General features: G+C 69.4%; 22 protein-coding genes and 2 pseudogenes. 15 read left to right on the top strand and 9 right to left on the bottom strand.

Features of this window, described 5'->3' with window-relative positions; genetic code table 11:
- Window positions 1–156: 156 nt before the first annotated feature.
- The 7 genes and pseudogenes from ABD357_RS20650 to ABD357_RS20620 all read left to right on the top strand — a co-directional run bounded on the left by ABD357_RS20650 (window position 157) and on the right by ABD357_RS20620 (window position 5610).
- A complete protein-coding gene (locus tag ABD357_RS20650; RefSeq protein WP_344391890.1) occupies window positions 157–1665 on the top strand; it encodes a SulP family inorganic anion transporter in 1509 nt (502 codons plus the stop codon).
- A gap of 356 nt (window positions 1666–2021) precedes the next feature.
- A pseudogene (locus tag ABD357_RS20645) lies at window positions 2022–2219 on the top strand (hypothetical protein); the annotation flags it as partial.
- A 76-nt stretch (window positions 2220–2295) separates the two neighbouring features.
- Window positions 2296–2472, top strand: coding sequence for a Scr1 family TA system antitoxin-like transcriptional regulator (locus ABD357_RS20640; RefSeq protein ID WP_344391998.1), 177 nt, complete (start codon window positions 2296–2298; stop codon window positions 2470–2472).
- 10 nt (window positions 2473–2482) lie between these two features.
- Window positions 2483–2668: a DUF397 domain-containing protein gene (locus tag ABD357_RS20635; protein WP_344391888.1), complete on the top strand. Its 186-nt coding sequence runs from the start codon at window positions 2483–2485 to the stop codon at window positions 2666–2668.
- Complete coding sequence (locus ABD357_RS20630) at window positions 2665–2949, top strand: hypothetical protein (protein WP_344391887.1); 285 nt, start codon at window positions 2665–2667, stop codon at window positions 2947–2949. Before ABD357_RS20635 ends, ABD357_RS20630 begins: the two co-directional genes overlap by 4 nt.
- A complete protein-coding gene (locus tag ABD357_RS20625; protein ID WP_344391886.1) occupies window positions 2949–3860 on the top strand; it encodes a hypothetical protein in 912 nt (303 codons plus the stop codon). The genes ABD357_RS20630 and ABD357_RS20625 overlap by 1 nt, the downstream gene beginning before the upstream one ends.
- A gap of 1237 nt (window positions 3861–5097) precedes the next feature.
- Window positions 5098–5610, top strand: coding sequence for a hypothetical protein (locus ABD357_RS20620; RefSeq protein ID WP_344391885.1), 513 nt, complete (start codon window positions 5098–5100; stop codon window positions 5608–5610).
- Between the two features lie 33 nt (window positions 5611–5643).
- Here ABD357_RS20620 and ABD357_RS20615 read toward each other — a convergent pair whose 3' ends face one another.
- The 3 genes from ABD357_RS20615 to ABD357_RS20605 all read right to left on the bottom strand — a co-directional run bounded on the left by ABD357_RS20615 (window position 5644) and on the right by ABD357_RS20605 (window position 9099).
- Window positions 5644–6840 carry a MalY/PatB family protein gene (locus ABD357_RS20615; protein WP_344391884.1) on the bottom strand — a complete coding sequence of 399 codons (1197 nt, stop codon included), beginning with the start codon at window positions 6838–6840 and terminating at the stop codon, window positions 5644–5646.
- Window positions 6841–6966: 126 nt separating this feature from the next.
- Window positions 6967–8391, bottom strand: coding sequence for a sensor histidine kinase (locus ABD357_RS20610; RefSeq protein ID WP_344391883.1), 1425 nt, complete (start codon window positions 8389–8391; stop codon window positions 6967–6969).
- The gene (locus ABD357_RS20605; protein WP_344391881.1) at window positions 8392–9099 is read right to left on the bottom strand and encodes a response regulator transcription factor; all 708 of its coding nucleotides are present in this window, start codon (window positions 9097–9099) and stop codon (window positions 8392–8394) included.
- A 191-nt stretch (window positions 9100–9290) separates the two neighbouring features.
- Here ABD357_RS20605 and ABD357_RS20600 point away from each other — a divergent pair, with 191 nt between their 5' ends.
- The gene (locus ABD357_RS20600; RefSeq protein WP_344391880.1) at window positions 9291–10529 is read left to right on the top strand and encodes a glycosyltransferase family 4 protein; all 1239 of its coding nucleotides are present in this window, start codon (window positions 9291–9293) and stop codon (window positions 10527–10529) included.
- 14 nt (window positions 10530–10543) lie between these two features.
- On the opposite strand, the gene ABD357_RS20595 is transcribed toward ABD357_RS20600, so the two are convergent.
- Complete coding sequence (locus ABD357_RS20595) at window positions 10544–11161, bottom strand: TIGR03086 family metal-binding protein (RefSeq protein ID WP_344391879.1); 618 nt, start codon at window positions 11159–11161, stop codon at window positions 10544–10546.
- Between the two features lie 64 nt (window positions 11162–11225).
- Between ABD357_RS20595 and ABD357_RS20590 the strand changes: the two genes are divergently transcribed.
- A complete protein-coding gene (locus ABD357_RS20590; RefSeq protein ID WP_344391878.1) occupies window positions 11226–12089 on the top strand; it encodes a DUF6597 domain-containing transcriptional factor in 864 nt (287 codons plus the stop codon).
- 24 nt (window positions 12090–12113) lie between these two features.
- On the opposite strand, the gene ABD357_RS20585 is transcribed toward ABD357_RS20590, so the two are convergent.
- A complete protein-coding gene (locus ABD357_RS20585) occupies window positions 12114–13034 on the bottom strand; it encodes an NADP-dependent oxidoreductase (protein WP_344391877.1) in 921 nt (306 codons plus the stop codon).
- 137 nt (window positions 13035–13171) lie between these two features.
- On the opposite strand from ABD357_RS20585, the gene ABD357_RS20580 reads away from it, so the two are divergent.
- Window positions 13172–13591: a winged helix-turn-helix transcriptional regulator gene (locus tag ABD357_RS20580; protein WP_344391875.1), complete on the top strand. Its 420-nt coding sequence runs from the start codon at window positions 13172–13174 to the stop codon at window positions 13589–13591.
- On the opposite strand, the gene ABD357_RS20575 is transcribed toward ABD357_RS20580, so the two are convergent.
- Entirely contained in the window at window positions 13588–14166 is a 579-nt protein-coding gene (locus ABD357_RS20575) for a MarR family winged helix-turn-helix transcriptional regulator (RefSeq protein WP_344391995.1), read from the bottom strand. The two genes, ABD357_RS20580 and ABD357_RS20575, sit on opposite strands and share 4 nt — an antisense overlap.
- Before the next feature lie 121 nt (window positions 14167–14287).
- Between ABD357_RS20575 and ABD357_RS20570 the strand changes: the two genes are divergently transcribed.
- Window positions 14288–14620 (top strand): YnfA family protein, encoded by a 333-nt coding sequence (locus ABD357_RS20570; protein WP_344391874.1) that lies wholly within the window; start codon window positions 14288–14290, stop codon window positions 14618–14620.
- A 52-nt stretch (window positions 14621–14672) separates the two neighbouring features.
- Here ABD357_RS20570 and ABD357_RS20565 read toward each other — a convergent pair whose 3' ends face one another.
- Complete coding sequence (locus ABD357_RS20565) at window positions 14673–15113, bottom strand: ester cyclase (RefSeq protein ID WP_344391873.1); 441 nt, start codon at window positions 15111–15113, stop codon at window positions 14673–14675.
- Window positions 15114–15197: 84 nt separating this feature from the next.
- Here ABD357_RS20565 and ABD357_RS44775 point away from each other — a divergent pair.
- The 4 genes and pseudogenes from ABD357_RS44775 to ABD357_RS20550 all read left to right on the top strand — a co-directional run.
- Window positions 15198–15278: pseudogene (locus ABD357_RS44775) on the top strand (YnfA family protein); the annotation flags it as partial.
- 266 nt (window positions 15279–15544) lie between these two features.
- The gene (locus tag ABD357_RS20560) at window positions 15545–15706 is read left to right on the top strand and encodes a hypothetical protein (RefSeq protein ID WP_344391872.1); all 162 of its coding nucleotides are present in this window, start codon (window positions 15545–15547) and stop codon (window positions 15704–15706) included.
- A 144-nt stretch (window positions 15707–15850) separates the two neighbouring features.
- A complete protein-coding gene (locus tag ABD357_RS20555; protein ID WP_344391871.1) occupies window positions 15851–16621 on the top strand; it encodes an SDR family NAD(P)-dependent oxidoreductase in 771 nt (256 codons plus the stop codon).
- Complete coding sequence (locus tag ABD357_RS20550) at window positions 16621–16776, top strand: hypothetical protein (RefSeq protein ID WP_344391869.1); 156 nt, start codon at window positions 16621–16623, stop codon at window positions 16774–16776. The genes ABD357_RS20555 and ABD357_RS20550 overlap by 1 nt, the downstream gene beginning before the upstream one ends.
- Before the next feature lie 42 nt (window positions 16777–16818).
- Here ABD357_RS20550 and ABD357_RS20545 read toward each other — a convergent pair whose 3' ends face one another.
- Both ABD357_RS20545 and ABD357_RS20540 read right to left on the bottom strand, forming a co-directional pair.
- Window positions 16819–17676, bottom strand: coding sequence for a polysaccharide deacetylase family protein (locus ABD357_RS20545; protein WP_344391867.1), 858 nt, complete (start codon window positions 17674–17676; stop codon window positions 16819–16821).
- A gap of 134 nt (window positions 17677–17810) precedes the next feature.
- Window positions 17811–19004 (bottom strand): RtcB family protein, encoded by a 1194-nt coding sequence (locus tag ABD357_RS20540; RefSeq protein WP_344391866.1) that lies wholly within the window; start codon window positions 19002–19004, stop codon window positions 17811–17813.
- Window positions 19005–19034: the final 30 nt, after the last annotated feature.

Here is a 19034-nt window from a genome sequence, read left to right as displayed (position 1 = left end):
CCCCCGAGCAGCGTCCGCAACGTCCGACTCCCTCGTGGAGCGCTTCGCTGCCGCCCACTGACTTCGCCTCGCGGAGCGCAGTCCCCCACCCTCCGCACCTCCTTGCGCGCACGCTGTGATGCCGGGCGCGCCCGAGCACGACAGGTTCCCCTCGTCTTGTCTTCCTCCGCACTGCCCCCGGCCACCTGGATGCGTGGCCCTCGACGTCCGTCCTGGCTGTCCGACCCGAAGGTCTGGCGTACCGAGGTGCTGGCCGGTCTTGTGGTCGCCCTGGCGCTGATCCCGGAGGCGATCTCTTTCTCGATCATCGCCGGGGTCGATCCGGCAGTCGGGCTGTTCGCCTCGTTCACGATGGCCGTGACCATCGCGATCGTCGGCGGGCGCCCCGCCATGATCTCCGCCGCCACCGGGGCCGTCGCCCTGGTCATCGCCCCGCTCAACCGCGAGCACGGCTTCGGCTACCTCGTCGCCGCCGTGATCCTCGCCGGCGTCTTCCAGATCGTCCTCGGCGCGCTCGGGGTGGCGAAGCTGATGCGGTTCGTGCCGCGCAGCGTGATGGTCGGCTTCGTCAACTCCCTCGCCATCCTCATCTTCATGGCGCAGGTGCCGGAGATGACGGACGTGCCGTGGCCGGTCTATCCGCTGATCGCCGCCGGTCTGGCGCTGATGGTGTTCTTCCCGAAGGTCACCACGGTGATCCCGGCTCCGCTGGTGTCCATCGCCATCCTCACCGTCATCACGCTCGCGGCCGGCATCGCGGTACCGACCGTCGGCGACAAGGGCGACCTGCCCTCCTCCCTCCCCGTGCCCGGCCTGCCGGACGTGCCGTTCACCCTCGACACGCTCACCACCATCGCCCCGTACGCACTCGCCATGGCCCTGGTCGGCCTGATGGAGTCGCTGATGACGGCCAAGCTGGTCGACGACATCACCGACACCCACTCCTCCAAGACCCGCGAGTCCCTCGGACAGGGCGTCGCCAACATCGTCACCGGTTTCTTCGGCGGCATGGGCGGCTGCGCGATGATCGGCCAGACGATGATCAACGTACGGGTCTCCGGCGCCCGGACCCGCCTGTCCACCTTCCTCGCCGGGGCCTTCCTGATGGTGCTGTGCATCGTCTTCGGGCCGGTCGTCTCCGACATCCCCATGGCCGCGCTGGTCGCCGTCATGGTCATGGTGTCGGCGGCCACCTTCGACTGGCACTCCATCGCCCCGAAGACGCTCAAGCGGATGCCGGCCGGCGAGATCACCGTCATGGCGATCACCGTCGCGTGCGTGGTCGTCACCCACAACCTCGCCATCGGCGTCGTCGTCGGCTCGATCACCGCAATGGTCATCTTCGCCAAGCGTGTCGCCCACCTCGCCGAGGTCACCGCCGTCACCGACCCCGACAACAGCACGGTGGTCTACCGGGTGACCGGCGAGCTGTTCTTCGCCTCCTCCAACGACCTCGTCGGCCAGTTCGACTACGCCACCGACCCCGACAGGGTCGTCATCGACCTGTCCGCCGCCCACATCTGGGACGCCTCGTCGGTCGCCGCCCTGGACGCCATCGAGACCAAGTACGCCCAGCGCGGCAAGACCGTCGAGATCATCGGCCTGAACGAGCCCAGCGCCCGGATCCACGGCACGCTCAGCGGGGAGCTCGCCGGCAGCAACTGACCGGCGTGCGCGCAACACGGAAGCGGCCCAGGTTCCTCATCGGACCGCGCGAGGCGGAACCGGCCACTTGGCCAGGTCCGCGACGAACTCGCTGTACGAACGGTTCGATCCTGTGGGCTCGTTGATCAGTCCGTGGGCCAGAGCCTTGGAGGCGATCTCCGGCCCATCAGTCTCGCGGTAGCGCGGGCACTGGAGCTCGGTTGCGAGGTCTTCCTTGGGTGTCTGGCGTCGGCCTGTGTCTTTGCCCCGCCACGAGGCGGGGATCTTCCAGGGCGGCCTGTGCAGAGGAAACGCATCGGGAAACAGCAAGAGCCACGCTTCGGACTCGGCAGCGGCGAGAGCGTACACGGACGAACATGCACCGGATGCTTTGGCCAGTGCCACGGAGACGGTTCGACGAGCACTGTCGTAGGCCGGACCAGGGCAGGCATCCATGTCTTCGTGGACAGCGATGCCCACGAATTCCGCCTCCTTCAACTTGGCTTTGCATGCGCGTTGGTGGCTCCAAGACGGCCCGCGCGCAGTTGGAGCGCATCCTGCAAGAGTCCGAGCGGAAGTGGGTCACGATCAGAGTCATCCCGTTCACGGCTGACGACTTTGCGGGGATGGGACTGTCGTTGTTCTACGTCGGTGGCCAAGGTGCCCCAGCTCGACACCGTGCAGGAAGATACTGGTCATGGGAGCCTTTTCATTTACGCAAACGCCAAACTGCACCGCTACAGAGGCCGCTTGGACCGCATCAGCAGCATCGCCCTCGACCCAGCACCCTCGCTGGACCTCATCCGCTGCATCGCCAAGGAACTCTGAAAGGCAGCCCGTGCCCCCGAACCTTCAGTGGCAGAAGTCGTCGTTCTCCGCAGGGGACGCCGACAACGAATGCCTGGAAATAGCCGCCTCCCCCGCCACCCTCCACCTCCGAGAAAGCGACTACCCCACCACCATCCTCACCCCGCCCCGCGCCGCTCTCCAGGCGCTCTTCGCCGAGGTGAAGGGGAAACGGTGACCAGCCGGTTGTTGATGCCGTGGCGGGGTGCCGAGGTTCGGCCGGGACCGGCGGCGGGCGGGGGCGGTTCGACGCGGGCCACCGCCATGCTGGACTGGGAGCAGCCCCTCGTGGCGGCTCTCGTGGAGCGCGTACGGCGCGAGGTGGGGCCGCGGGCCGCGGCTCGTGCGGTGCTGCAGGTGGCGCACGGAATCATCGCGCGTGAGGTGCAGCCGGTGTACTCCGTGGAGGACCGGCATCAGCTCTGCTCGGGCAGGGACACGGCGAAACCGGGCCCCTGATGCCGTTGCTGCGGCGGGCCGGGCACTGGCCGCTGGCGCTCGTGATGCTGTCGGGGATCCTGCGCAGCCTCGTCAGCCGCCACTCGATGACCACAGCCGACGCGGTGACCGCCCTGGTCGGTGAACTGGACGGGCACGGCATCGCGACGCTCGACGAACTCTCCGACGCGGATGTGGTGCGCGGCATCTCCCGCACGTTGGAGCTGAGCCTCACCGACCTCGGGGCTGCCGGCAGGGACCGACTCGTCTCGCTGGCCGCGTTTCCCGAGGGGGAGGTCGTACCGTACTGGCTCCTTGAGCGTCTCTGGGGCCTGAGCGGGGTACGAGTCCGCACCGAGAGCGACCGGTTCTCCGACCGCTCGCTCGTATCGCCTCAACTCGCCTCCGGGCTCCGCCTGCACGACGTCACGCGTGAAGCGCTGCGGCACATGGAGCCGGAGGAGATGACTGCGGTCAGCGCCAGGGTCCTGGACCGGATGCGCCCCGCGGGGGGATGGCATTGTCTGGAGGAAGGAGAGCACTCGTTCGTCGCCGGCCTCGCCTTCCATCTGCGGCAGGCCGGACGAGTGGAGGAACTCGGCGCGCTCCTGCGGGACATGCGTTTTCTCGCCGTACGCCTCACGGAGTTCGGACCGCCGTCCCTGGAGGCCGACTTGGAGCTGTACGCCGCGGCCGAGCCCGGCGACGGCTATGCGCGGGCCCTGCTGGAGTTGGTCAGACGCGAGGGCCATCTGTTCGCAGGGGGCGGCGAACGCGTGCCGGATGTCGTGCTGACTCTGGAAAGTCGGTTGGCCGGGCGGGCGACGCTGCTGGAGGAGATCCGCAATGTCGAGGAGGCTCGACCGGCGCGGGGGCTGTGCCCCTGCACCCGATGCCTGATCACGACCATGACTCGCTGCTGCGGTCGGTGACCGTCCACGGCCGCGGCGGTTGCCACGCCATCGACTGGCACCCAGGCGGGCATCTGGTGGCCACGGTGGGATACCGGCCACAACTCCAGATCGTGGACACGGGCAGCTGGGAGCAGGTACGTACCGTCGAGTTGGACGGTGCGGTCGTCGAGCGGGTCCGCTGGAGTCCGGACGGAACGCGGCTGGCAGTTGTCATCAGTGACCCTGTCCGTTTCCCTCCCCCACCCGCGGCGACGGCGTCCGGAGGGGAGGATTGCTCGCCTCGCGTATACGGCCTGGCTGTCTACGACCCGCTGACGGGGACGGAGATCGACGCGACGGCAGTGACCGGCAGGAGCCGCTACTCAGGGGCCCCGGGCTTCTGCTGGGCACCCGACTCCGACTGCCTGGCTGTGATCACGGACGGAAGGGTGAGCCTCTGGAGACCGGGCTCGGGTGCTGCGCCCACACTCCTCCCGATGGCAGAGGACGAGGAGTTCCGCAGCTGCGACGCCCTCGACTGGCATCCCGAGCACGGTCTTCTCGCGCACACCGCCGGAACCGGATCCCGTCTCACCGGTGACGGAGAAGGGATGCTGCTGCGCTGGGCCGATCCTCTCGGCGCGGGGCTTCCCGAGGTCTGGCGCCATCCCGCGCTCTGGGGAAGCGGACACGGTGTGGCGTGGCGGCCTGGTGGGAGAACCGCCGCGCTGCACGTGCCCGGTGCGGCTGTCGTGGTGGATCCACTGGCGCGGGAGGTCCTGTGGCAGGAGGACCACGTCAGCGTCCACTGGTCCCCGGACGGCGGTCGTCTGGCGGTGCGTCATGCCCTGCGGGACCCGGAGGGGGTGCTCAATCTCTTGCGGATGCCTGCCGATGCCGAACTCTCACAAGGAGTCCTTCCGGAACCGGCGCCGGAGATCACGCTCGGAGTGGATCACAGCGTCAGTGATTCCCTGGCATGGCGCCCGGACGGTTCCGCCATCGCCACCACCAGCGACAAACGCAGTCTCAAACTGTGGCGACCCGACGCTTCGAGCGGCACCGTGGCCAACCGGTGGGCGGAAGGGCTCTCTCATGTCACGTGGAGCACCGACGGCCGCACACTGGCCGTGCGCACCACGGTAACTGGTTCTCGCTTGACCCTCGGAGGAGTCTGGGACCGTGCGCCGCTCATCCCTTCAGCGAGCGAGATCCCTCGGAGCGGCATCGGTGGCCCGAGGAGGTGGGCGCCCTCAGGGAATGGGAGTCGCCGGGCTTGTTCAGGCTGCTGGTGGAGTTCGCGCCCGATGAGCGGACCTACGCCGTGGGACGCTGGTTCGAGCCGCTGCGGGTGGTTGCCCCGGACTCCGGCCATACGACCGAGCTGAGGACGCCCGAGGAACTACGGCGGTGTTCCAGCGCGTGCTTCACGCCCGGCGGCGACAGAGTGGTCGCCGCCGGCCACAGCAACGACTGGAAACGTACAGCCCTCACGGCCTGGTCGCTGACCGGGGCGGCGCTGGAGCTCCCCACCGCGCAATGGGTGACGGACCGCGACGCGCCCCCGGGCATCGCCCACATCTGGCGGATCACCGCCGACGACACCCACGCCGCGCTGGTGGCCAATCCCGGCCTTGTCGGGCTCTTCGCGCTCTCCGACATGCGCCCCATCTGCTGGATCAGAACCAACGGCGCGGTGACAGACGCAGCGTTCGACTCCTCCGGCCGGCTGCTCGCCGTGGCCGGGGACGCGGGACTGTACCTCTTCACCGTGCACGAACCCGGATGAGCGACGGCCGGAAGGCGGTGCCCCCGCCATCCGTCACACCGCCACCGTCACGGCCTCCGCCATCCGTCGCACCGCCTCAGTGATCAGTTCCGGAGACGTCGCCAGGTTCAGGCGTACGTGTCCTGCGCCGCCGGTGCCGAAGGGGATGCCGGAGTTCAGGGCGACTCGGCCGCGTTCCAGGAAGGCGGAGGCCGGGTCGTCGCCGAGGGGCAGGGCTCGGCAGTCGAGCCAGGCGAGGTAGGTGGACTCGGAGGGCTCGTAGCGCACGGAAGGGAGATGTTCGGCCAGAAGGGCGGACAGGAGCCGGCGGTTTTCGTCGAGGCCCCGCAGCAGTGCGTCCAGCCAGGGGCCCGCGTCCCGGAGGGCTGCCGTGTGGGCCAGGATGCCCACGTGGCTGGGACCGTGGCTCACCTCCTCGGGGAGCTCGGCCAACTCCCTTGCCGCGTCGGGGCCCGCGATGGCCAGGGCCGCCTTCAGGCCCGCCAGGTTCCAGGCCTTGGAGGCGGACATCAGGGAGAAGGCGTTCTCGCCGCCGGGGACCGTCAGATATGGGATGAAGCGGGCGCCCGGGGAGACGAGGGGGGCGTGGATCTCGTCGGCCACCACGCGTATGCCGTACGTGTGGGAGAGCCTTGCCACGGTGGTCAGTTCGGCGGTGGTGTGGAGCGTGCCGGTGGGATTGTGCGGGTTGCAGAGCAGGTACGCGGCTCGGCGGCGCCCGCCCTCGGTGACCCGGTCGAACGCAGATTCCAGCTCCGCGAAGTCCAGGCGGCCGTCCTCGCCCAGCGGGGCCTCGACGACGGTGCGGTCCATGTTCCGTACGAACAGGTAAAAGGGCGGGTAGACAGGGCAGTTGACGACCACGGGGTCGCCGGGACCCGTCACCAGTTTCAGCATCTCGACGATGCCCAGCATCACATCCGGCACGATCGCCGTGCGCTCCACGGCGAAGTCGTCCCAGCCCCACCGCTTCCCGGCGAACTCCGCCAGCGCCTCGGCGTACGCCGTCCCGGCCGGGTAGCCCGTGTCGCCGAGCGCGATCGCGTCCGTGACGGCCCGCGCGACCGGTTCCGCAAGCGGGACGTCCATCTCGGCCACCCACAGGGGTAGTACGTCCTCCGGGTAGGTGCGCCATTTCATGCTTGTACGGCTGCGGAGTGCGTCGAGCGAGAGTTGACCAAGAGGGTTGGGGTGGGCGTGAGCGGCGTCAGGGGTGGCTTCAGGCAGCATGCGGAAGATTCTTCCCCTCCGGGGCGACTACTAGCTCGGCGGGTACCTGCGGAATGGCGACTGCGGGTCTTCTGCAGCTTGTCTCGCCCAAGCGGCGGAGCCGCACATTGACACAGCCCCGCGCCCCTACAGGGCGCCCACCGTGAAGCCGATCACCGAGCCGCCCCCCTCCCGCCGCCGGGCGAACGGCTCACCCCCGTGCGACGTCGCCACCTCCCGCACGATCGACAGGCCGAGCCCCGAGCCAGGCAGGCTTCGCGCGTCCGGCGCCCGGTAGAAGCGGTCGAAGACGCGCTCGAGGTCCTCCTCCGCGATGCCGGGACCCCGGTCCAGGACCTCGATACGGACCAAGCCGCCACCGTCGTCGCCCATCACCGCGATCTCGATCGGGGCCGTCCCTCCCCGGTCGAACTTCGCCGCGTTCTCCACCAGGTTGGACAGTGCGCGTTGCAGCGCCGCCGGGCGGCCGTTCACCGTCGTCTCGCCGGCGGCCCGTACGACGGTCTCGCGCCCTGTCCTCCGGCGGGCCGCCACCGCCACGTCCTCCGCGATGTCGGCCACGGCGACCCGCTGGGGCGGCCCGGTGGCGGACTGGCCCGCCGCCAGATCGACCAACTCGTTTACCAGGTCGGTCAGTTCGCGGGACTCATGGGTCAGGTCCGCCACCAGTTCCTCTTGGGCCGCGGGCGGGAGTTCGTTGATGCGGCGGAGCATCGAGATGTTGGTGCGGAGGGACGTCAGCGGCGTGCGGAGTTCGTGGCCCGCGTCCTGGACGAGGCGGCGTTGGTCTTCCTCGGACTGGGCGAGGCGGCCGAGCATGCGGTCGAAGGAGCGGCCCAGGCGGGCCACCTCGTCGCGGCCGGTGACCGGAACCTGGGTGGCGAGTTGGCCCGTGCGGGCCACGTCCTCGGCGGCGCCCGCGAGCCGGACCAGGCGGGAGGTGATCCGGCGGGCCAGCCACCAGCCGAAGAGGCCCGCGGCGACCACGACCGCGGCCACCAACAGCACGGTCCGCTGCTGGAGTTCGCGCAGCAGGTCCTCCGTGCCGGAGAACTCCTGCGCGACCTGCACCGCACCCCGGCCCCCGCCGAGCGCGACAGTCGCGATCCGGTACACCTCGCCGCCGACCTCGACGTCGCGGTGTTCCGCCAGCCGGCCGGCGGTCGATGCCGACGCGGCCCGCCGGTCGTCTGCGTCGGCCGGCAGCGGAGCGCTGCCGGCGTCCACGACGGTGCCGTCGGGGACGAGGACCTGAACGACCGTGCCGCTAGGCCGGATCAGGTTCTCGCGCGGGCCGCCGTCCGTCGTGTCGGATGCGGCGAAGTCCTCGGGCGTCAGGGCGTCTTGGCGTACCTGGGCGCGCAGGTCACGCACCACGTCCTCGAACACGGTCTGCTGGTCCACCCGGACGAGACGGGCGGCAGCGTCGTACGAGAGAAATCCCACGAGTACGGTCACGACCGCGGCGACGAGCGCGAACGAGACCGCGAACCTGGCCCGCAACGAGGACAGCCCCCGCGGCCTCGCGAACCGCCGCGCCGCGGAAGGCACTCAGTCCTCCCTCAGTACGTACCCCACGCCCCGCACCGTGTGGATCAGGGCGGGCGCGCCCGGCTCGTCGAGCTTGCGCCGCAGGTAACCGACGTACACCGCGAGGTTCTTGGAGCCGGGACCGAAGTCGTAGCCCCAGATGCGGTCGTAGATCGTGGAGTGGTCGAGGACGATTCCCGCGTTGCGGGCGAGGAGTTCCAGGAGGTCGAACTCCGTACGGGTGAGCTCGATCTCACGCTCCCCGCGCCAGACGCGCCGGGCCGGCGCGTCGATGCGCAGCCCTGCCACGGCAAGTTGGGCGCCGGGCATGGGCTGTTGTTCCTCGGGTACGCCGACGGGAAGGTCCGTGCGTCGCAGCAGTGCCCGGAGTCTGGCGAACACCTCGTCGACGTCGAAGGGTTTGACGACGTAGTCGTCGGCTCCGGCGTCCAGGCCGGCGATGCGGTCGGCGGTCTCCACGCGCGCGGTGAGCATCAGGATCGGCGTACGGTCGCCCTCGGCACGCAGGACGCGACAGACTTGGAGGCCGTCGATGCCCGGCATCATCACGTCGAGCACGAGTACGTCCGGCGGCCTGCGATGGGCCTGCGCGAGTGCCTCCACGCCATCGGCGACGGCCGTCACCTCGTACCCTTCAAGGGTCAGGGCGCGTTCCAGGGCGTGGCGGATGGCGCGGTCGTCCTCGGCGAGCAGCACGGTGTGGGGCACGCGACCAGTCTGCCAAGGCCTGGGATACGTAGTACCTGATGAGCAGGGGTACGCCGGGTCTCTTACCCGGTTCTCACCCCGCTGGGACCGGTGGCTTACCTCGCCCGGCCACTGTCTCCCGTGGACCAAGGGCGGTGAGCCGCGACGGGGAAGGCACGCACCTTATGAAGCGTAGGAAGGCCGCGAAACGCATGAGGATCGTGTTCTTGCTGCACAACGCTTACGCCATCGGGGGCACCGTCCGCACCACACTCAACCTCGCTTCGACGCTCGCCGACCGGCACAAGGTCACGATCGTGTCGATGTCACGCCACCGGGACGTGCCGCGTTTCGACGTCGACCCCCGCATCACGCTCGTACCGCTCGTGGACACCCGGGAGGGCAGCGCGGACCTCGCGGACCCCCTGCACGCGGAGCCGGCGACCGACTTCCCTTCCTCCGACAAGCGGTACAAGAAGTACAACCGCCTGACGGACCTTCGCGTACGCGACTATCTGGCGAACAGCGACGCGGACGTCGTCATCGGCACCCGCCCCGGAGTCAACGTCTACGTCTCCCGCTTCGCCCCTCCCCGCGCCCTGCGCATCGGCCAGGAACACCTGAGTCACGATGCGCACAGCAAGCGGCTGCGGGCCGTACTGGCCGAGGAATACGGCCGGTTGGACGCTGTCGTGACGACGACGAAGGCGGACGCGAAGGTGTACCGGAAGAGGATGCCACTGCCGGGCGTACGGGTCACGTCCGTGCCGAACATCGTGCCGGCGCCGAAGGGCGTGGCCCCCTCCACCGGGGACGCGAAGGTGATCGCGGCGGCGGGCCGGCTCGTGCCCGGCAAGCGGTTCGACCTGCTGATCGAGGCGTTCTCGGCGGTCGCCGCGAAGGAGCCGGAGTGGCGGCTGCGGATCTATGGCGGCGGGGCCCAGAAGGAAAAGCTCCAGTCGCTGATCGACGGCCTCGGCCTGACCGGCCGCGCCCAGCTCATGGGCCCGCGCACCCCCATCGAGGCGGAGTTCGCCCAGTCCTCGCTCGTGGTCAGCGCCTCGGACGCTGAGTCGTTCGGGATGACGCTCGTCGAGGCGATGCGCTGCGGCGTGCCCGTCATCAGCACGGACTGCCCCCTCGGCCCCGCCGAGATCATCACCCAGGGCGTCAACGGCCGCCTCGTCCCCGTGGGCGACGCCCGCGCCCTGTCGGAGGCGATGCTCGACCTGATCGCGGACGAGTCCGCCCGACGGGAGATGGGACGGGCGGCGCTGGAGAGCGCGCATCGATACGACGCCGAGCCGATCGTGGCGCGCTATGAGGGGCTGTTCAGGGAACTGAGGGCTGTGCGGCGCAGGGCGCGGATCGAGGAGTGGAAGCGGAGGGTGCGGCGGGTGCTTCTTCCCCAAGCTCACCCCGTCGCGAAGCCGGAGGACTCCGCCCCCTGAACCCGGCTGAGGGCTCAAGCAGCCGGCCGGCTCCAGTGTGGATCACGTCCCGTCTCCCCGAGCAAGCGGTCGAGCGGTGACGCGGAGTCCGGTACCCGTACCGGAGTCGCGAACATCCCCATCGCGCGGGCGGTTGGTGCCATCTCCCCAACCGTTGCGGTGACTTGGTCCAGTACTGGGTCTGCGGCGTCGTTCAGCCGGTACTCCTGGTCCGTGGCGCGGGCCAGGTCCCAGGCGTGGACGGTGAGGTCGAGCAGGGCCAGCGAGCCGACGATCCGGGCGGGCATGTTCATGGCGCCGGTCGTGCCCTCCTCGGCGCCCGGTGCGGACCAGGCTGCCGCGAGGCGGTGCGCCTCGGTTGCGAAGCGGTCCCTCCAGGCGGGATCCGCGGCGATGTAGTCAGGGGTCGCGGTGAAGTCCGAGTCCTTCTTGACGGCCAGGTTCTGGAATTGCACGGCCACGTGGAGAAGGTGGTTGACCAGGGACTTCACGTCGTAGTCGGCGCATGGCGTGGGGTCGGCCAGCCGTTCGTCGGGCAGTGCCCGGATCACCGGCACGGCCCGTTCGGCCGCCGTCGCCAGCAGATCTCCGAGGGCGTACGTCCGCGGGTTCACAGCCTGGTTCGTGTCCATGCGACGACCGTACGAACGTCCCGCAGCCTCCTCTTGAAGAAACGCGACGGCATACGATCCGGACATGGCCGTACCCCGCCCCGACAACCGCGGGACCCGCCACGTCGGGGGCATCCGCGACACCCGGGGCATCGTCGACCCCTCCGGGCTCCTGACCCGCGTACGGTTCCGTCGTCACGAGCCCGCCGAGCCGCTGCGGCGCCACGTCGAGACGTACTGGTTCATCGACTGGGACCTGCCCGAGCCGTACGTCTCCCAGGTCGTCCCGCACCCGTCCGTCAACGTCTCCTTCCAGTGGGACGGGGACGAGAACGAGGGTGCCCCGCCCTACGGCGAGGTGCACGGTGTCGCGCTCGGGCTGTTCACCAGGAAGCTGGCGGGGCGGGGGCGGGTGTGCGGGGCGAAGTTCTGGCCCGGTGGCTTCCGGCCGTTCGTACCGGACGTGCCCGTGTCGCGGTGGACGGGCCGCGTACTGCCCGTCCAGGACGTGTTCGTGCAGGCCGGACGCGACACCGCCCGCCAGGTCGTGAGCCCCGCCGACGACGCCGCCCGGATCGCCGCGCTCGACGCCTTCCTGATCTCCCTCGCCCCGGCCCCCGACCCGCAGGCCGACCTCGCCATCGACCTCGTCACCCGCATCCGCGCGAACCGCACTGTACGCCGCGTCGACGACTTCGCCCGCGCGGAGGGCATGTCCGTACGGGCGCTGCAACGCCTCTTCGCGGCATATGTCGGCGTCAGCCCGAAGTGGATCATCCTCCGCTACCGGTTCCATGAGGCCCTGGAACTGGCCGGCACCCGGTCGGACATCGACTGGGCCGCCCTCGCCGCCGACCTCGGCTATGCCGACCAGGCCCACCTCGTACGCGACTTCACGGCGACGGTGGGTGTGCCCCCGGCGGCGTACGCGCAGGCGCACAGACCTTAAGGCGGCGTAAGGGGGACAGGGGGCTTAAGGAACGAGCACGATACGTCCCCGCAGGCCGCCCTCCGCCAGCCGGGCGTGCGCCTTGACCACGTCACCCAAGGCGTACGTCTCGGCCACCCGCGCCGTCAGCACCCCCTCGTCCAGGAGCGCCACCAGCTCCGCGAGGCGCGCCCCGTCGGGGGTCACCGACACCGCGCCGGTCCGCACACCGCGTACGGGGGCGGGGGCGGCCTGCGGAATGACACCGACGTACGCGCCGCCGTCGCGCACCCACTCCAGTGCGGCCTCGCCGAGGATCGCGGCGTCGAGCACCGCGTCCACGCTGCCCGCCTCGACGCCGCCCGACGACGCGAAGTGGGCCGCCCCCAGGGAACGTACGAGCTCCTCGTCGCTCTCGCGGGCCAGGGCGGTCACGGAGATACCGCGGTGGGCGGCGAGCTGGACGGCGTAACCGCCGACGGCGCCCGCCGCGCCCGTCACCAGGAGTTCCTGGCCCTTCTGGATGTCCAGTTGATCCAGGGCCTGTGCGGCGGTGAGGGCGTTCAGCGGGAGCGTGGCGGCGTGCACCGCGTCGACCTTGGTGGGCGCCTTTGCCACCGCGTCGGCGTCCACGATCACGTAGTCGGCGTGCGTACCGAGGGACGCGCCCATGGCGAACAGGAGCGCGATCACCTCGTCGCCGACGCTCCAGCCCGTCGCCGCCCCGTCCGCTGCGTCCGTCCCGACCGCGTCGATCGTCCCGGCCACGTCCCAGCCCAGACCGAGCCGCCGGCCCTCGCCGCCGAAGGCGCCCGCGCGCACCTCCGCGTCGACGGGGTTGAGCGCGGCGGCCGCGACCTTGATCCGCACCTGCCTTGCGGCCGGCTTCGGCAGGTCCATGTCGATGATCTCCACGGCTTCCGGACCGCCGAAGGCCGTAACCACTGCTGCACGTGCTGCACGCATGTGAACTCTCCCCATTTACAGGTGATTTGGTCGGTTATCCATCCCGTTGCCACAACCCTAGGAAGAGCTACTATCCTTTCGTAAGTAGGCACCTGGAAGTGCGTACGTCACCCAGAGGTATCCGGAGGCGACGAGCCATGGCCACCAAGACGGCAGCCCAGCGGCGTGAGCAGGCACGGATCGAGTACGACGCCTTCCTCCGGTCCTGCCCGACCAACCAACTCCTCGCCCGCCTCAGCGACAAGTGGGTCAGCCTCGTCGTCGCCGCGCTCGCCTCCGGGCCCATGCGTTACAGCGACCTCGGCCGCAGGATCGGGGGGGTCAGCCCCAAGATGCTGACGCAGACGCTGCGCGCACTGGAACGGGACGGGATCGTGGCGCGGACCGTCACGCCGTCCGTGCCGGTGCGCGTCGACTACGAACTCACTCCGCTCGGCATGAACCTCTGCAGCCTCCTCGTGGCGGTGAAGGACTGGGCGGAGCTGCACATCGAGGAGGTCATCGAGGCACGGGAGCGGTACGACGCGGAGGCTTCCCAGGCCGAGGCCCAGGCCTAGGTTTCAGCTTCGGCTTCGGCTTCGGCTTCGGCTTCGGCTTCGGCTTCGGCTTCGGCTTCGGCTTCGGCTTCGGCTTCGAGGGAGTCGGGCGCACCGCTCCGCAACCTGGCGGTCTGTGTCGCCGTGAACTCCGCCGTCCGTCTCATGTGACCGATGAGCAGGGCGAGTTCGTCGTCCCCGAGTTCCTCGAAGAGGCCGTACCAGTCGCCGCTCAGCCGCCGCCACGTCCGGCCGAACTCCTCGGCCTTCTCGGGCACGGTCGCCACGAGTACGCGTCGTCGGTCGCCGGCATCCCGCTGCCGTACGACGTACCCGGCCCGCTCCAGCCGGTCCACGAGCCGCGTCGCCGATCCGGTCGTCAGCCCCGTCAGCTCGGCGACGCGTCCGGTCGTGACCGGCCCCCTCTCCAGGCTGAGCAGGTTGAGGCACTGGAGGTCCGTGGGGTGCAGGTTCAGCTGGTCGGCGACGGCCTGGTTGAGGAGGGCGTACAGGGCCATGCAGCGGCGCGACTCGGTGGCCAGCTCGGAGAGCAGACCGCTGCGCCGCGCACCGGTGGTGGTGCCGGAGCTGGACATGAACATGGACCTGGGCAGGGTCATACGGGCATGTATCCCACCCGGCACCCCCGCCAAGCCCCGCGAACAGGTGACGGAACCGGCCCGTCGGCATACGCCCCGCCCGTGCGAAGCTGCACCCATGCTCGTCGCCCGCTCCGCCGCCCTGTTCGCCCTCGCCGCGTTCTTCGAGATCGGCGGCGCATGGCTGGTCTGGCAGGGCGTACGAGAGGACCGCGGCCGGCTGTGGATCGGCGCCGGGGTCATGGCCCTCGGCGCGTACGGCTTCGTCGCCACCCTCCAGCCCGATGCGAACTTCGGCCGCATTCTCGCCGCGTACGGCGGAGTCTTCGTCGCAGGGTCGCTCGCCTGGGGCATGGTCGCGGACGGCTTCCGGCCCGACCGCTGGGACGTGACGGGCGCGCTGATCTGCCTCGCGGGCATGGCGGTGATCATGTACGCGCCGCGAGGCTGACCCACTGAAGCAACAAGGACCTCAGGCCGGCAGGTCCTCAGTCAGCAGGTCCTCAGGCCGGCAGGTCTTCCGGCAGCAGCCCCAGCTGTCCGAGGAAGTCCAGCTGGTCGAAGTAGAGCCGGTAGTCGGCGATCCGGCCGTCCTCGTCGATGGTGGCGAGGTCGACCCCGCGGATCCTGATCTCCTTCTGGGTCGCGGGCAGCGACTCCCCGGAGGGCAGGTGGATCGGCCCGGTGTTCCTGCCGCTGAAGAAGCCCTCGTCGATGGCGGTGTTGCCGATCTCGTACGAGTGCACCGACTCGAACGCACCCTCCGGGATTGCGTCCGTCATCTGCCGCCAGTACTCGACGATGTTGTCCCGCCCGTGGATCTCTCCGCCGTCGGGCGTCAGGGCGACCGCGTCCGCCGCGAACAGTTCGTTGAGGGCCTTGACGTCCGGGGGCGCGGTGACCGCCTCGGTGAGCCGGTCCATGACCTCACGTGCCTGTCCCATCGATCCACCTCCTGCACAGGGGATCACCCACCTCGATTTTCCCACCGTCCCCGGACCTGTGCATCAGGTCACCGGCCGGCCGTACGCCCCGATCACTGGGACGCGATCGGCGCCCTGGTCTGCCCGGCCGGGATGGCCGTGATCATGTACGCGCCACCGGAGAGGCAGCCGAGCTCGAAGAGGGCCAAGCTGAAGGGACGAGCTCCTGAAGGAAGGGCGAGGAACCATGACGGCGACGACACAGAACAAGACGCCCGTCGCGTTCGAAGGCGGCGGCACGGAACTGCGCATGCAGGAGATCGGCGGTGACATGTCCGTCGCGTTCGTGCGTTTTCCGCAGGGCCCGGACATGGCACCGGTCCTCAAGGGGCAACCGGACGAACCTGTGCCAATGCCCCCACTGGGGATATCTGCTCAAGGGCCGGCTGAAGATGCGTACGAAATCCGGGGACGAGATCTACGAAGCCGGACAGGCCTTCTACTGGGCCCCAGGGCACGCTCCTGAAGCCCTCGAGGACTGCGAGTACATCGACTTCTCGCCGACGAAGGAGTTCAACGAGGTCATCGACCACGTGAAGGCACAGATGGGATGACGGGGCGGGGCGGCTCCGGGGCGCGTTGGCTGTTGCGGGGGCATTCGACGTCCGCACCCGCCACCGGCCTATCCTGGCGGGGATTCGAACGCCGGCTCGCGCGAGCGAGCGCGAACCCCTACGCCCCCGCCCGAGGAGCAGCCCATGACCGCCCCCGCCGCCAAGTCCCGTATCGCTGTCGTCACCGGCGCGAGCAGCGGCATCGGGGCCGCGACGGCGCGGCAGCTGGCGGCGGCCGGCTACCGGGTGGTCCTCACGGCCCGCCGCAAGGACCGTATCGAGGCGCTGGCGGAGGAGCTCGAGGCGGCGGGCCACCAGGCGACGGCGTACGCGCTCGACGTCACCGACCGCGCGGCGGTCGACGAGTTCGCCACCGCCTTCAAGACCATCGGCGTGCTGGTCAACAACGCGGGCGGTGCGCTCGGCGCCGACCCGGTCGCGACAGGCGACCCGGCGGACTGGCGCCAGATGTACGAGACGAACGTCCTCGGCACGCTCAACGTCACCCAGGCCCTGCTCCCCGCCCTGACCGCGAGCGGCGACGGCACGGTGGTCGTCGTCTCCTCCACCGCGGGCCACGGCACGTACGAGGGCGGCGCCGGTTACGTCGCCGCCAAGCACGGCGCCCACGTACTCGCCGAGACGCTCCGCCTGGAGATCGTCGGCACCCCGGTGCGCGTCATCGAGATCGCCCCCGGCATGGTCAGGACGGACGAGTTCGCCCTCACCCGCTTCGGCGGCGACGAGGAGAAGGCGGCGAGCGTCTACGCGGGCGTGGCCGAGCCCCTGACCGCCGACGACGTGGCCGACACGATCACCTGGGCGGTCACCCGCCCCTCCCACGTCAACATCGACCTCATGGTCATCCGCCCCCGGGCCCAGGCCTCCAACACGAAGGTCCACAGGGAGCTGTGATGCCGGACACCGAACCCGCCCGGGAACAGGAGCAACGCCGCCTGGCCCAGGAGAAGAAGAACGAACGCTACGTCTGGTGGTACCTGGCGTACTTCCTCTTCGGCATCCACATCGTGGCGTTCGTCATGATCTACGCGGTCATGCACGCGAAGTGACCACCGGCCGCCCGCTTCAAGCCAGGGGACTCTCCCGCACACTCACCGGCTCCCTGACCACCACACCTGGACACCTCGATAGTCGATCACGAAGATCCCCTCCTCCCGCAGGAGTTCACGGGCTTCGGCCGACATCAGAAACTCATGGTCGGTCTGCCGCACCCGCCATCCCCCGGGCTCCACCACCCGCGACTCCTCATCGGCCAACCCGGGATGCACCGCCCACTCACTGAGCCCAACCGGCAACTCCCGCAGCAGCTGGGCATACCTAGCCCTCTTGCCATCGAGCCCCAGCGAGAAGCTGTCGAGGAATTCGTTGTCGGTGACCGGCAGCCCGCGCACCTTCTGCCGCCCGGCCTCACCCCAGACCCGTACGGCCAGCCCGTACTCGCCGGCCAAGGCCAAGGTCAACTCAAAGATGTCGTCACGCCCGCCATCGGCCAGGCAATGCCAATCGAGGTGAGTGGGCGCCAACCCGGCCCCCTCCACGGCGTCGACCTGCGCCCGGAACTCGACCTCGACATCCTCGATCCGAGCCCGCCCGAGCAATTCATCGCATCTGTCAGGCGAGAACAACTCCCCGGCCTCACCAAGCAGCGACCCCACCCGCTCCTTCGAGGCAATCGGTCCCCACGCCCCCTCCCGCTCCGCCTCACACACCAACGTGAGATGAATCCCGAACGGAATCCCCGGCCGCTCCCGCAACAACCGCATCGCCTCTCCGGCCCCGGGACACGGCACCATCAGGCTGCACGAACTCGCGATCCCACCTTCGATCGCCTCAACGACGGCGGCGTTGACCCCGCGACGCATCCCGAAGTCATCGCAGTTGACGATGAGGACTCGGGCGTCGGCGGGAAAGCCCAACAACTCACTGGACAGCACGACGGGTCCAGTCACCTCCGCAGTGTGAACTCCACGAACGAAAAGACGCTCGCGATTTACGCGGCCACTGCCGCATGCTGGTACGGAAAGACCAGTGAGGCACTGAACGGTGGGGCTCGGGCTGAAACAGCCCGAGCCCCACCCACAGTTCAGCCCTTCACGCAGACAACCTGCTTCAGCTTCGCCACGACCTCCACGAGATCGCGCTGCTGGTCGATGACCTGCTCGATCGGCTTGTACGCGCCCGGAATCTCGTCCACGACGCCCGAGTCCTTGCGGCACTCCACGCCCCGCGTCTGCTCCTCCAGGTCCTTGGTCGAGAAGCGCCGCTTCGCCGCGTTGCGGCTCATGCGCCTACCGGCGCCGTGCGAGGCCGAGTTGAAGGACTTCTCGTTGCCGAGGCCCTTCACGATGTACGAGCCGGTACCCATCGAGCCGGGGATGATGCCGTACTCGCCGGCCCTGGCGCTGATCGCCCCCTTGCGAGTGACGAGCAGGTCCATGCCCTCGTAACGCTCGCGGCTCACGTAGTTGTGATGGCAGCTCACCTCGGGTTCGAAGGTGACCCGGGCCTTCTTGAACTCCCTGCGAATCACATCCTTGAAGAGAGCCATCATGATCGACCGGTTGTACTTCGCGTACTCCTGCGCCCAGTAGAGATCGTTCTGGTACGCCGCCATCTGCGGGGTGTCCGCGACGAAGACCGCCAGATCCCGGTCGACCAAACCCTGGTTGTGCGGAAGCTTCTGGGCAATGCCGATGTGATGCTCAGCAAGCTCCTTGCCGATGTTCCTGGACCCGGAGTGGAGCATGAGCCAGACCGAACCTGTTTCACTTATGCAAACTTCTGCAAAGTGATTCCCCGATCCGAGCGTTCCCATCTGCTTTGTGGCACGTTCCTGGCGGAATTTGACCGCTTCGGCGACCCCGTCGAACCGCCCCCAGAAGTCATCCCACCCAGCAGTAGCGAGCCCATGCAGCCGCCCCGGGCCCACCGGATCGTCATGCATCCCCCGCCCCACCGGAATAGCCTGCTCAACCTTCGACCGCAGCCGCGACAGATCCCCCGGCAGGTCATTCGCCGTCAGCGACGTCTTCACCGCCGACATCCCGCACCCGATGTCCACACCGACGGCAGCCGGGCAGACAGCCCCCCGCATCGCGATGACCGACCCAACCGTCGCGCCCTTCCCGTAGTGCACGTCCGGCATCACAGCCAGCCCCTTGATCCACGGCAGCGTGGCGACGTTCTGGAGCTGCTGGAGGGCTCCGGCCTCGACCGAGGCCGGGTCCGTCCACATGCGGATCGGGACCTTCGCTCCCGGCACCTCTACATACGACATAACATCCTCAATCCCCCGTAAGCCAAACAA

Origin of the sequence: Streptomyces vastus, from assembly GCF_039532825.1 — a bacterium.
GTDB lineage: Bacteria > Actinomycetota > Actinomycetes > Streptomycetales > Streptomycetaceae > Streptomyces > Streptomyces vastus.
This window is presented reverse-complemented; position numbering and strand designations above follow the sequence as displayed.

Coding starts and splice junctions, on each gene's coding strand:
- ABD357_RS20625 (WP_344391886.1), top strand. CDS start 2,949: ATGCCGTTGCTGCGGCGGGCCGGGCACTGGCCGCTGGCGCTCGTGATG.
- ABD357_RS20585 (WP_344391877.1), bottom strand. CDS start 13,034: ATGCGTGCAGCACGTGCAGCAGTGGTTACGGCCTTCGGCGGTCCGGAA.
- ABD357_RS20595 (WP_344391879.1), bottom strand. CDS start 11,161: ATGGACACGAACCAGGCTGTGAACCCGCGGACGTACGCCCTCGGAGAT.
- ABD357_RS20580 (WP_344391875.1), top strand. CDS start 13,172: ATGGCCACCAAGACGGCAGCCCAGCGGCGTGAGCAGGCACGGATCGAG.
- ABD357_RS20575 (WP_344391995.1), bottom strand. CDS start 14,166: ATGTCCAGCTCCGGCACCACCACCGGTGCGCGGCGCAGCGGTCTGCTC.
- ABD357_RS20550 (WP_344391869.1), top strand. CDS start 16,621: ATGCCGGACACCGAACCCGCCCGGGAACAGGAGCAACGCCGCCTGGCC.
- ABD357_RS20600 (WP_344391880.1), top strand. CDS start 9,291: ATGAGGATCGTGTTCTTGCTGCACAACGCTTACGCCATCGGGGGCACC.
- ABD357_RS20555 (WP_344391871.1), top strand. CDS start 15,851: ATGACCGCCCCCGCCGCCAAGTCCCGTATCGCTGTCGTCACCGGCGCG.
- ABD357_RS20560 (WP_344391872.1), top strand. CDS start 15,545: ATGCGTACGAAATCCGGGGACGAGATCTACGAAGCCGGACAGGCCTTC.
- ABD357_RS20570 (WP_344391874.1), top strand. CDS start 14,288: ATGCTCGTCGCCCGCTCCGCCGCCCTGTTCGCCCTCGCCGCGTTCTTC.
- ABD357_RS20540 (WP_344391866.1), bottom strand. CDS start 19,004: ATGTCGTATGTAGAGGTGCCGGGAGCGAAGGTCCCGATCCGCATGTGG.
- ABD357_RS20590 (WP_344391878.1), top strand. CDS start 11,226: ATGGCCGTACCCCGCCCCGACAACCGCGGGACCCGCCACGTCGGGGGC.
- ABD357_RS20565 (WP_344391873.1), bottom strand. CDS start 15,113: ATGGGACAGGCACGTGAGGTCATGGACCGGCTCACCGAGGCGGTCACC.
- ABD357_RS20615 (WP_344391884.1), bottom strand. CDS start 6,840: ATGCTGCCTGAAGCCACCCCTGACGCCGCTCACGCCCACCCCAACCCT.